The sequence below is a fragment of the Cellulomonas sp. GbtcB1 genome (assembly GCF_019091725.1).
GTDB lineage: Bacteria > Actinomycetota > Actinomycetes > Actinomycetales > Cellulomonadaceae > Cellulomonas.
Window position 1 is genome coordinate 116,650 of sequence record NZ_JAGXJG010000001.1, and the last position, 12,849, is coordinate 129,498.

The 12,849-nt window shown below is 70.8% G+C and carries 5 protein-coding genes, 1 rRNA gene and 1 other annotated feature (1 of these 7 only partly in view); of the genes, 5 read left to right on the forward strand and 1 reads right to left on the reverse strand.

Annotation, left to right across the window (positions count from 1 at the left end):
- The first annotated feature begins 297 nt into the window (after positions 1-297).
- From KVT14_RS00570 to glgB, 5 genes are all read left to right on the forward strand, one after another.
- Positions 298-2,295, forward strand: a complete 1,998-nt coding sequence (locus KVT14_RS00570; RefSeq protein WP_308160809.1) for an alpha-1,4-glucan--maltose-1-phosphate maltosyltransferase — start codon at positions 298-300, stop codon at positions 2,293-2,295.
- A 119-nt stretch (positions 2,296-2,414) separates the two neighbouring features.
- Entirely contained in the window at positions 2,415-4,124 is a 1,710-nt protein-coding gene (gene treS / locus KVT14_RS00575; protein WP_308160810.1) for a maltose alpha-D-glucosyltransferase, read from the forward strand.
- On the forward strand, positions 4,121-5,545 hold the full coding sequence (locus tag KVT14_RS00580; protein ID WP_217613866.1) for a phosphotransferase: 1,425 nt from the start codon (positions 4,121-4,123) through the stop codon (positions 5,543-5,545). Before treS ends, KVT14_RS00580 begins: the two co-directional genes overlap by 4 nt.
- A gap of 137 nt (positions 5,546-5,682) precedes the next feature.
- Entirely contained in the window at positions 5,683-6,339 is a 657-nt protein-coding gene (locus KVT14_RS00585) for a GDSL-type esterase/lipase family protein (RefSeq protein WP_308160785.1), read from the forward strand.
- A 64-nt stretch (positions 6,340-6,403) separates the two neighbouring features.
- Positions 6,404-8,587, forward strand: coding sequence for a 1,4-alpha-glucan branching protein GlgB (glgB, locus tag KVT14_RS00590; protein WP_217613867.1), 2,184 nt, complete (start codon positions 6,404-6,406; stop codon positions 8,585-8,587).
- Positions 8,588-9,805: 1,218 nt separating this feature from the next.
- On the opposite strand, the gene rrf is transcribed toward glgB, so the two are convergent.
- Positions 9,806-9,922 (reverse strand): 5S ribosomal RNA (gene rrf, locus KVT14_RS00595).
- A 109-nt stretch (positions 9,923-10,031) separates the two neighbouring features.
- Positions 10,032-12,849: a sequence feature (mutual gap in cmsearch alignment for this rRNA model is longer than 100), on the reverse strand (it continues 212 nt past the right edge of the window).

A 12,849-nucleotide genomic window follows, 5' to 3' on the forward strand; every position in this document is an offset into this window, starting at 1 on the left:
CGAGGTCGGCCGTCCGGATGGCTGGGCCCGGCACCAGTGGATAGGTTCGGTCCCGTGACGTCGACACCCTCGCCGCGCCAGCCCGCGTCCCGTCCCGCCCGGCCGTCGCGCGCGACCTCCGCGGCCACCGACGTGCCGCCCCCCACGACCACCGCACCGGTCCCCGGACCCGCGCCCGCCGCCGCGGCCGACCCGGCCCCCGCGCCGACCCGCCGCGCCCGCAAGGCCGCGAGCCCCGCCAAGGCGGTCGCCACCGCCGAGGCGGTCGCGGAGGCGGCCCCACCCGACCACGCGCCCATCGGCCGGATCCCGGTCGTGGACGTCTCCCCCGTCGCCGAGGCCGGCCGCTGGCCCGCCAAGGCGACGGTCGGCGAGGCGGTGCCGGTCCGCGCCACCGTGTTCCGCGAGGGGCACGACGCCTGCGCCGCCACCGCGGTGCTCGTCGGCCCCGACGGCACCGACCGCGCCCGCGCGACGATGGTCGACATCGCCCCCGGCCTGGACCGGTACGAGGCCCACCTGGTGCCCGACGAGGCCGGGGCCTGGGGCTTCCGCGTCGAGGGCTGGTCCGACCCGTTCGGCACCTGGGCGCACGACGCGCCGCTCAAGGTCGGCGCGGGCGTGGACGTCGAGCTCGTCCTCGAGGAGGGCGCCCGCCTGCTGGCCCGCGCCGCCGACCGGACCGCCGACGACGCCGGGGCCGCGATCCCCGAGGCCGACGCGCGGGTGCTCCGGGACGCCGCCACCGCGCTGCGCGACGACTCCCGCCCCGCGGAGGCCCGGCTCGCCGCCGGCCTGTCCGCCGAGGTGCGCGCCGCGCTCGCGGCCCACCCGGTCCGCGAGCTGGTCAGCCCGTCGCCCACCTACCCGCTGGTCGTCGACCGCCCGCTGGCCCTCGCCGGCTCCTGGTACGAGATCTTCCCGCGGTCGATCGGCGCCACCTACGACGACGCCACCGGCACCTGGACCACCGGCACGCTGCGCACCGCCGCCGAGGACCTGCCGCGGATCGCCGGCCTCGGGTTCGACGTCGTCTACCTGACGCCGATCCACCCGATCGGCACCACGCACCGCAAGGGCCGCAACAACACGCTGGACGCGAAGCCGGGCGACCCGGGCTCGCCGTACGCGATCGGCTCGCCGGACGGCGGGCACGACGCGATCGACCCGTCGCTGGGTACGTTCGAGGACTTCGACGCGTTCGTCGCCGCCGCCCGCGACCAGGGCCTGGAGGTGGCGCTGGACCTGGCGCTGCAGTGCTCCCCCGACCACCCGTGGGTCGCCGAGCACCCGGAGTGGTTCACGACCCGGCTGGACGGGACGATCGCGTACGCGGAGAACCCGCCGAAGAAGTACCAGGACATCTACCCCCTGAACTTCGACAACGACCCCGAGGGCATCGCGGCCGAGATCCGCCGCGTCCTGCAGGTCTGGATCGACCACGGCGTCACCGCGTTCCGCGTGGACAACCCGCACACCAAGCCGCTGTCGTTCTGGCAGTGGCTGCTGGCGGACGTCCGCGCCGCGCACCCCGAGGTCGTGTTCCTGTCCGAGGCGTTCACCCGCCCCGCGATGATGCTCAACCTGGCCCGGGTCGGCTTCCACCAGTCGTACACGTACTTCACCTGGCGGAACACCAAGGAGGAGGTCGCCGAGTACCTCGCGGAGGTGTCCGGCGAGCAGGGCTCGTGGATGCGGCCGTCGTTCTGGCCGACGACCCACGACATCCTCACGCCGTACATGCAGACCGGCGGCACCGCCGGCTTCGCGGTGCGGGCGGTGCTCGCCGCGCTCGGCTCGCCGACCTGGGGCATCTACTCGGGCTACGAGCTCGTCGAGGACGTGCCGCGGCCCGGCGTCGAGGAGCAGATCGACAACGAGAAGTACGAGTTCAAGCCCCGGGACTGGGCGGCCGCGGAGCCGCTCGGCATCGCCCGGCTGCTGCGCTCGCTCAACGAGATCCGCCGGGCGCACCCCGCGCTGCGCCAGCTGCGCAACCTCACGGTGCACCCGACGTCGGACCCGTCGCTCGTCGCGTTCTCCCGGCACCTGCCGGCGCACCTGTCGCCGACCGGCGCGGACGACACGGTCCTGGTCGTCGTCAACCTCGACCCGCGCTCGGCGCACGACGGCGTCGTCGACCTGGACCTGGCCGCGCTCGGGCTCGACCCGGACGCCCGGTTCGTCGCGCACGACGTGCTGTCCCAGGAGGTCTACGCCTGGGACGCCCACCCGTGGGTGCGGCTCGACCCGTACAGCCGGGTCGCGCACGTGATCCAGGTGGAGCGGGTGTGACCCCGGCGGGGGCGACGGGCGGCACGCCGGTGCCGTCCGCGACGGGGGGCGTCCCGACGGTGTCGGGTGCGGGCGGCCACGTGCCGCACGGCGCCGCGGGGGCCCCGGCCACGGGCGCCATCGCCACGACCGCGCTGCCCGCGCGCCGGCAGCCGCCGGTGCCGGGCACCGAGCACGGCGGGCTCAGCGACGACCCGGAGTGGTACCGCACCGCGGTGTTCTACGAGGTGATGATCCGGTCGTTCTCCGACTCGGACGGCTCGGGCTCGGGCGACCTCAAGGGGCTCACGGCGCGGCTCGACTACCTGCAGTGGCTCGGTGTCGACTGCCTGTGGCTGCCGCCGTTCTACCCGTCCCCGCTGCGCGACGGCGGCTACGACGTGTCGGACTACACCGCGGTCGCCGCGCAGTACGGCACGCTCGAGGACTTCACCGACCTGGTCGCCGCGGCGCACGAGCGCGGGATGCGCGTCGTCGTCGACCTGGTGATGAACCACTCCTCCGACCAGCACCCGTGGTTCCAGGCGTCCCGGTCCGACCCCGAGGGCCCGTACGGCGACTTCTACGTGTGGTCCGACGACAACACGCGGTACCAGGACGCGCGGATCATCTTCGTCGACACCGAGACGTCCAACTGGACGTTCGACCCGGTGCGCCGGCAGTACTTCTGGCACCGGTTCTTCAGCCACCAGCCCGACCTCAACTTCGACAACCCGCGGGTGGTCGAGGCGATGTTCGACGTCGCGCGGTTCTGGCTGCGCGTCGGCGTCGACGGCTTCCGGCTGGACGCGGTGCCGTACCTGTTCGAGCGGGACGGGACCAACTGCGAGAACCTCCCGGAGACCCACCGGTTCCTCCGCGACCTGCGCGCGATGATCGACCGGGAGTTCCCGGGCCGGATCATGCTCGCGGAGGCCAACCAGTGGCCCGAGGACGTCGTGCACTACTTCGGCACCGAGGCCGAGCCCGAGTGCCACATGTGCTTCCACTTCCCGGTGATGCCGCGCATCTACTACTCGCTGCGCGACCAGCGGGCGACGTCGATCGTCGACATCCTCGCGGACACCCCGGCCATCCCCGGCGGCGGCCAGTGGAGCACGTTCCTGCGGAACCACGACGAGCTCACGCTCGAGATGGTGTCCACCGAGGAGCGCGCGTCGATGTACGGCTGGTACGCGCCCGACTCCCGGATGCGCGCCAACATCGGCATCCGGCGGCGGCTCGCGCCGCTGCTCGACGACTCCCGCAAGGAGATCGAGCTCGCGCACGCGCTCCTGCTGTCCCTGCCCGGGTCGCCCTGCCTGTACTACGGCGACGAGATCGGCATGGGCGACAACATCTGGCTCGCCGACCGCGACGCCGTGCGCACCCCGATGCAGTGGACGCCCGACCGGAACTCCGGCTTCTCCACGTCCGACCCCGGCAAGCTCTACCTGCCGGTGATCCAGTCGCTCGTGCACCACTACAACAACGTGAACGTCGAGGCGCAGCTCGCCCAGACCACGTCGCTGCTGCACTGGGTGCGCGGCATGCTCATGGTGCGGCGGCAGCACCCGGCGCTCGGCCGCGGGTCGTTCGAGGTCGTGCCCGGGGACAACGACGCGGTGCTGTCGTTCCTGCGCCGGGACGCCGGCGAGACGCTGCTGTGCGTCGCGAACCTCGCCTCGACCGCGCGGGCGTCGACGCTGCGGCTGCCCCCGGAGCTGGCCGGCGCGACGCTGCAGGACGTGTTCGGCGGCGCCAAGTTCCCCGACGTCGGTCCCGACGGCACCGCGACGTTCACGCTCGGCTCGCGCGACTTCTACTGGCTGGCGGTGACGACGGCATGACCGAGCGACGGGTGGCCCACGAGGACCGGGACGACGCGCTGGCGGCGCTGCTGGCGCCCTGGCTCCCGGGACGGCGCTGGTTCCCGATCAAGGGGGTCGACGCGCGGGTCACCGCGATCGGCGGACTCACCCTCGCCGACCCGGAGGGCGCCGCGGACGTGCGGCTCCTGCTGCTGCGCGCCGAGGGCGGCGGCACCGGCGCCGTGCTCCAGGTGCCGGTCGTGCTCGGCGGAGACGTGGTCGACGGGGACGCGGCGCTGATCGGGCGGCTGCCCGACGGCACCGCGGTCGTCGACGGCGCCGGCCGCCCGGAGTTCGAGCGGGCGTGGCTCGCCGCCGCGGACCGCCCCGAGGGCGCGGCACCGGCGGACGGCGACGCGCTGGGCGCGCTCGGCGACCCGAAGGTCGTGCCGGGCGAGCAGTCCAACACCTCGGTGATCCTGCCCGGGGCCGGCCCCGACGGCAGCACCGCCATGCTCAAGGTGTTCCGCGGCCTCACCGAGGGCGACAACCCGGACGTCGACGTCCCGCGCGCGCTCGCCGAGGTCGGCTGGACGCACGTGCCGCGGCCGTTGGCCTGGCTCGGCGCCGAGTGGCCGGACGGCGACGGCACCGCGCACGGGCACCTCGGCGTGCTGAGCGCGTTCGTCCCGGGCGCGCACGACGGGTTCGAGCTCGCGTGCGACTTCGCGCGGCGCGGCGAGTCGTTCGCCGACCTCGCCGAGGACCTCGGGGAGGTCGTCGGGCAGATGCACCGGGCGCTGACGCGGGCCCTGCCGGACGACGTGCTGCCGGCGGACGGGGCGGGGGCGGGCGGGGCGGCGGACGCGGGCGCCCCCGCCGCCGGGTCGTCCACGGGCCGGCACGCCGCCGACCCCGAGCCGGGCCTGTCCCCCGCCGCCGCCCGGGTCGCCGACGCGCTCGCCGCGCGGTTCGCGTGGGCGAGCGGGATCGTGCCGGAGCTCGAGGGGTTCGCCGACCCCGTCGCGGCCCTCGCCGAGCGCACCCGGCTGCTCGGCGACGTGCCGCACCGGCAGCGCGTGCACGGCGACCTGCACCTCGGGCAGGTGCTCCGCGGCGACGACACCTGGTACGTCCTCGACTTCGAGGGGGAACCGCTGCTCCCCGTCGCGCAGCGCACCCGACCCGACCTCGCGCTCCGCGACGCCGCGGGCATGCTCCGGTCCTTCGACTACGCGGCGGCCGTCGGCGACGCGCCCGCCGCGTGGACGGAGGTGGCGCGCGCCGCCTTCCTCGCCGGGTACTCGGCGGAGAGCGGCGACCTCGACCCGGGCACCCGCGCGCACCTGCTCCGGGTGCTCGAGCTCGACAAGGCGCTGTACGAGGCCGTGTACGAGGCGCGCAACCGCCCCGACTGGCTGCCGATACCGCTCGCGGGGGTGCAGCGGCTGATCGGCTGATCGGCTGATCGCCCGATCGGCCGATCGGGCGGGTCGGGCTCCCGCCGGTGCCGGGTCCGCCCGGGCGGCGCGCGGCCGGCGCTGCGGGTCGGCCGGTCGGCGACGCCGGGGCCGGACCGCCTGGCAGACTGCCCGGCGTGAGCCCCGCGACCCCGGCCGGCCTGCCCGGCGTGCCCGCGCCCGCGCCGACGCACGTGCTGCTCGTCGGCGACTCCGTCACGGACTGCGGCCGCCGCGCCGACCCCGAGGGCCTGGGCGACGGCTACGTCCGGCTGCTCGCCGAGGGGCCGCTGCGCGGCTGCCGCGTCACCAACCGCGGCGTCGGCGGCGACAGGGCCGTCGACCTGGCCGCGCGCTGGCAGGCGGACGTCCTCGCCGAGCGGCCCGACGTGCTGTCCGTCGCCGTCGGGATCAACGACACCTGGCGCCGCTACGACCGCGGAGCGACGACGCCCGCCGAGGCCTTCGAGGCCACCTACCGCGGGCTGCTCGGGTCCGCCCTCGCCGCCGGGGTGCGGCGCCTGGTCCTCGTCGAGCCGTTCGTCGTGCCCGTGGCCGCGGAGCAGGAGCGCTGGTGGGACGAGGACCTCGGCGCGAAGGTCGCCGTCGTGCACCGGCTCGCCGCCGAGCACGGCGCCGTCCTCGTCCCGGCGGGGACGCATCTCGCGGCCCTCGCGGCGGAGCACGGCGCCGCGGCGCTGGCGGCCGACGGCGTGCACCCGACGCCCGCCGGGCACCGGGCGCTGGCGGACCTGTGGTGGGCCGCCGCGGGCGGGGCGGTCCTCCGGGACTGAGTGCCGCCGCCCGGCTTCGCGACGTCTGGCTGCGCGAACGCCCGGGTGGTGGTTGGGTGGGGACATGAACCGCCCGGCCGAGACGTCGCCCGTCACCGTCGACCACGACACGCTGCGCGCCGTCGCCTCCGGCACGCACCACGACCCGCACTCCGTGCTGGGTGCGCACCTCACCCCGAGCGGTCTCGTCGTGCGGACCCTGCGCCCGCTCGCCGACGCCGTCGAGGTGGTGACCACCACCGGCAGCACCCCCGCCGAGCACGAGAAGGACGGCATCTGGGTCGCGCTGCTGCCCGAGACGCAGGTGGTCGACTACCGCCTCGACGTCACCTACGGCGCGGACACCCAGCGGGTCGACGACCCGTACCGCTACCTGCCCACGGTCCAGGAGCTCGACCGGCACCTCATCAAGGAGGGCCGGCACGAGCAGCTGTGGACCGTCCTCGGCGCGAACGTGCACCGCTACCCCGGCACCCTCGGCGACGTGGTCGGCACCGCGTTCGCCGTCTGGGCGCCGAACGCGCGGGCCGTGCGGGTCGTGGGCGACTTCAACCACTGGCAGGGCGCCCAGCACGCCATGCGCTCCCTCGGCGAGTCCGGCGTCTGGGAGCTGTTCGTCCCCGGGGTCGGTGCCGGCACCCGGTACAAGTTCGAGATCATCGGCGCCGACGGCACCTGGCGCCAGAAGGCCGACCCGCTCGCCAAGGGCACCGAGGTCCCGCCGGCCACCGCGTCCGTCGTCGTGGAGTCCGAGTTCACCTGGGGCGACCAGGACTGGATCGACCAGCGCCGCTCGCACGACCCGCACTCCGGCCCGATGAGCATCTACGAGGTGCACCTCGGCTCCTGGCGGCAGGGCCTGTCCTACCGCGAGCTCGCCGACCAGCTCACCGCGTACGTCCTCGAGATGGGCTTCACCCACGTCGAGTTCCTGCCCGTCTCCGAGCACCCGTTCGGCGGCTCCTGGGGCTACCAGGTCTCGTCGTACTACGCGCCGACCTCCCGGTTCGGCCACCCCGACGACTTCCGGCACCTCGTCGACACCCTGCACCGCGCCGGCATCGGCGTCCTGCTCGACTGGGTGCCCGCGCACTTCCCCAAGGACGAGTGGGCGCTCGCGCGGTTCGACGGCACCCCGCTCTACGAGCACCCGGACCCGCAGCGCGGCGAGCAGCTCGACTGGGGCACCTACGTCTTCAACTTCGGCCGCAACGAGGTGAAGAACTTCCTCGTCGCGAACGCCACCTACTGGCTCGAGGAGTTCCACGCCGACGGCCTGCGCGTCGACGCCGTCGCCTCGATGCTCTACCTCGACTACTCGCGCGAGCCCGGCCAGTGGACCCCCAACGTGCACGGCGGCCGCGAGAACCTCGAGGCGATCGCGTTCCTCCAGGAGGCCAACGCCACCGCCTACCGGCGGACCCCGGGCGTCATGATGATCGCCGAGGAGTCCACCGCGTGGCCCGGCGTCACCACGCCCACGAGCGGCGGCGGCCTCGGCTTCGGCCTCAAGTGGAACATGGGCTGGATGAACGACACGCTCCGCTACCTCGCGGAGCTGCCGATCAACCGCCGGTACCACCACCACGAGGCGACGTTCTCGCTCGTGTACGCGTTCTCCGAGCAGTTCGTCCTGCCAATCAGCCACGACGAGGTCGTGCACGGCAAGGGCTCCGTCATGCGCAAGATGCCCGGCGACGACTGGCAGCAGCGCGCCGGCGTCCGCGCCCTGCTCGCCTACCAGTGGTCGCACCCCGGCAAGCAGCTCATCTTCATGGGCACCGAGTTCGCCCAGGGCACCGAGTGGGCCGAGTCCCGCTCGCTCGACTGGTACCTGCTCGACCACGCGCCGCACCGCGGCGTCCAGGCGGCCGTCCGGGACATCAACCGGTTCTACCGCTCGCACTCCGCGATGTGGGCGCTCGACCACTCCCCCCAGGGGTTCGAGTGGATCGACGCCAACGACGCCGACCGGAACGTCCTCGCGTACCTGCGCCGCGACGACCGCGGCAACGTCGTCGCCGTCGTCGTGAACTTCTCCGGCGTGCCGCACGAGGACTACCGACTGGCCCTCCCCCAGGGCGGCACGTGGATCGAGGCGGTCAACACCGACGCCGAGGAGTACGGCGGCTCCGGCGTCGGCAACCTCGGCGAGGTCCAGGCCCGGCCGGAGCCGCACCACGGGCGCGCGTTCTCGGCGACCCTGCGCGTCCCGCCCCTGGGCGTCCTGTACCTGGTCCCGGCGTAGCGCGACGCGGCCGGGCCGGCGGCGGGAGCGCCAACCGGTCGCACGGGGCGCGCGGCGCCGACGTCACGCAGGGCGAGGCGGCGGCGTGGCGGCGTGGCGGTGCAGCTCGCGACGCAGCCGAGTGGCGCCGTGGCGGTGCAGCTCGCGACGCAGCCGAGCGGCGGCGTGGCGGCGTAGTTCGCGACGCAGCCGAGTGGCGGCGTGGCTGACCCAGCCGCTGCGAGCCGCCGGGACCTCGGGCGTCACCCCGCAGCGCGACGTGCCGCCGGGAAGGCGACTCGGCTGTCGGCGGCCTGCGCCGCGCAGCCGAGACCTGCCGTCTCGACACCGGGCCTCGCCCGGGTGCGCCGAGTCTCCAGCTCGGGGCTGCGAGTGGCCGCGCTGCGACAGTCCGTCGGAGGAGACTCGCCGAGCCTGTGGCTGATCCGCGCGGCGATCACATGCGCCGAGTGGGCAGCAGATGCTGCTCACGATGAGCGAGTATGGACATCAAGTGCCCGCTGGGCGGGAGCGTCGGGACAGCGCACGGCGCTCCCAGCCGGCTGACGTCGCGCGAACGTCGAGACCGGCTCAGCCGCTGCGTCGGCGCCGCCCGCCCAGCAGATGCTGACTTCGACCTTCCCCTGAGGGCGACGCCTGCCCGCCCAGCGCGCGCGCCCGAGACGTGAGGTGTGAGGTGAGGAGCGTCCAAGACGCGCCCCGCGGGCATACGGCGCACGCCGAGATGGCAACTCTCGGCTGTCCGTTCGTGTGCGGACACAGCCGACAGTTGCCATCTCGGCGGGGGCGACCCGCCCACACGCGGGCTGCCGTCCGAACGGACGGCCGCGCACCGCCCGTCGAGCGGGCAGTAGATGCTGCCTTCGACGCGCGGAAGGCAGCATCTACTGCCCACTCGGCGCAAAGACAGGACCGCGCGCGGCTCGCGTTCGACCCCAGGGTGCTCGGGTGGGCACGGCCAGCTGGGTCCGCGCGGCGGGCCCCCGAAGCCGGCACGTCCTGCGGACGGGCGCGGCCGGCACAGGCACGTCCCGCGGATGGGCGCGGCCGGAACTGGCGGGTCTCGCCGCTCGTGCGCACTTCCCGGGCCCCGCGGCGGTGCGAGGACGGCGTGCGGCGACCGCACCGGGCGCAGCCAGCCCACTGGGCAGCCGTCCGGGGCGCTTCCCGGGAAACAGAAAGAGCCACCCCCGAAGGGGTGGCTCTTTCTGAAATGATGTCCGGCGGCGTCCTACTCTCCCACACCCTGGCGAGTGCAGTACCATCGGCGCTGAAGGGCTTAGCTTCCGGGTTCGGAATGGGACCGGGCGTTTCCCCTTCGCTATGACCGCCGTAACTCTGTCGAACAGTCAAACACGGGACACCCTCAGGATTCGAGGGTGCGTGTTCGTGGTTCGGGAACCGCACAGTGGACGCGTAGCACAAAGTATGAGTGGTGAAGTTGTCGGCTTATTAGTACCGGTCAGCTGCGGCAGTCGTTAGTCCTGCCTTCCACATCCGGCCTATCTACCCGGTGGTCTAGCCGGGAGCCTCTCGGGGCAAGCCCCGTGGAAACCTCATCTTGAAGCAGGCTTCCCGCTTAGATGCTTTCAGCGGTTATCCCTTCCGAACGTAGCCAACCAGCCGTGCTCCTGGCGGAACAACTGGCACACCAGAGGTTCGTCCGTCCCGGTCCTCTCGTACTAGGGACAGCCCTTCTCAAGTTTCCTGCGCGCGCAGCGGATAGGGACCGAACTGTCTCACGACGTTCTAAACCCAGCTCGCGTACCGCTTTAATGGGCGAACAGCCCAACCCTTGGGACCTACTCCAGCCCCAGGATGCGACGAGCCGACATCGAGGTGCCAAACCATGCCGTCGATATGGACTCTTGGGCAAGATCAGCCTGTTATCCCCGGGGTACCTTTTATCCGTTGAGCGACGGCGCTTCCACAAGCCACCGCCGGATCACTAGTTCCGACTTTCGTCCCTGCTCGACCTGTCAGTCTCACAGTCAAGCTCCCTTGTGCACTTGCACTCGCCACCTGATTGCCAACCAGGCTGAGGGAACCTTTGAGCGCCTCCGTTACATTTTAGGAGGCAACCGCCCCAGTTAAACTACCCACCAGGCACTGTCCCTGATCCGGATCACGGACCGAGGTTAGATGTCCAGAGCGACCAGAGTGGTATTTCAACGTTGACTCCACCGACACTGGCGTGCCGGCTTCACAGTCTCCCACCTATCCTACACAAGCCGCACCGAACACCAATACCAAGCTATAGTAAAGGTCCCGGGGTCTTTCCGTCCTGCTGCGCGTAACGAGCATCTTTACTCGTAGTGCAATTTCGCCGAGTTCGCGGTTGAGACAGCGGAGAAGTCGTTACGCCATTCGTGCAGGTCGGAACTTACCCGACAAGGAATTTCGCTACCTTAGGATGGTTATAGTTACCACCGCCGTTTACTGGGGCTTAAATTCTGAGCTTCGCCTTGCGGCTGACCCGTCCTCTTAACCTTCCAGCACCGGGCAGGCGTCAGTCCGTATACATCGTCTTGCGACTTCGCACGGACCTGTGTTTTTAGTAAACAGTCGCTTCTCCCTGGTCTCTGCGGCCCTCCACGCTTCCCGGGCAAGCCGGTACACGCTTCAGGCCCCCCTTCTCCCGAAGTTACGGGGGCATTTTGCCGAGTTCCTTAACCACGATTATCTCGATCGCCTTGGTATTCTCTACCTGACCACCTGAGTCGGTTTAGGGTACGGGCGGCTAGAACCTCGCGTCGAAGCTTTTCTCGGCAGCATAGGATCACCCTCTTCCAGCATACGCTGTCACCATCGGCTCTCAGGCTATGTGAGTGGCGGATTTGCCTACCACTCGCCCTACGACCTTGGACGTGGACTACCATCGCCACGCCGGGCTACCTTCCTGCGTCACTCCTGTTAATACGCTTACCTACTACCGGTTCGGGTCACGTGCTCCATGCGGCGGTGACTCCCGAAGGAGTCGGTGCCGCACTTCGGACGTTTAGCATCACCGGGCTCGGTATGGGCGGTTCTTCGCCGGTACGGGAATATCAACCCGTTGTCCATCGACTACGCCTGTCGGCCTCGCCTTAGGTCCCGACTTACCCAGGGCGGATTAGCCTGGCCCTGGAACCCTTGGTCATTCGGCGGACGGGTTTCTCACCCGTCATTCGCTACTCATGCCTGCATTCTCACTCGTGTAGCGTCCACCACTGGGTCACCCCGCAGCTTCACCCGCTACACGACGCTCCCCTACCCATCCACACGCCTGAACCACGAAGGCTTAGCGCAATGTGTGAATGCCACAGCTTCGGCGGTATACTTGAGCCCCGCTACATTGTCGGCGCGGAATCACTTGACCAGTGAGCTATTACGCACTCTTTCAAGGGTGGCTGCTTCTAAGCCAACCTCCTGGTTGTCTGTGCAACTCCACATCCTTTCCCACTTAGCATACGCTTAGGGGCCTTAGCTGGTGGTCTGGGCTGTTTCCCTCTCGACTACGGAGCTTATCCCCCGCAGTCTCACTCCCGCGCTCTCACTTACCGGCATTCGGAGTTTGGCTAACGTCAGTAACCTGGTGGGGCCCATCGGCTATCCAGTAGCTCTACCTCCGGCAAGAAACACGCGAGGCTGCACCTAAATGCATTTCGGGGAGAACCAGCTATCACGAAGTTTGATTGGCCTTTCACCCCTAACCACAGGTCATCCCCCCGGTTTTCAACCCAGGTGGGTTCGGTCCTCCACGCGGTCTTACCCGCGCTTCAACCTGCCCATGGCTAGATCACTTCGCTTCGGGTCTAGAGCACGCGACTACGGTCGCCCTATTCGGACTCGCTTTCGCTACGGCTTCCCCACACGGGTTAACCTCGCCACGTACCACTAACTCGCAGGCTCATTCTTCAAAAGGCACGCCGTCACCCCTGCTAGGGAGGCTCCGACGGATTGTAGGCACACGGTTTCAGGTACTATTTCACTCCCCTCCCGGGGTACTTTTCACCTTTCCCTCACGGTACTTGTCCGCTATCGGTCACTAGGTAGTATTTAGGCTTAGCAAGTGGTCTTGCCAGATTCACACGGGATTTCTCGGGCCCCGTGCTACTTGGGATCCCCCTCGGGAGGCCACGTGATTTCGTCTACGGGGGTACCACCCTCTGTGCCGGGCCTTTCAATGCCCTTCGACTATCACGAGACTTTCTGACTCCCTGCTGGTTCGGCAGAACCAGCCGAAGGGTCCCACAACCCCGCATGCGCAACGCCTGCCGGCT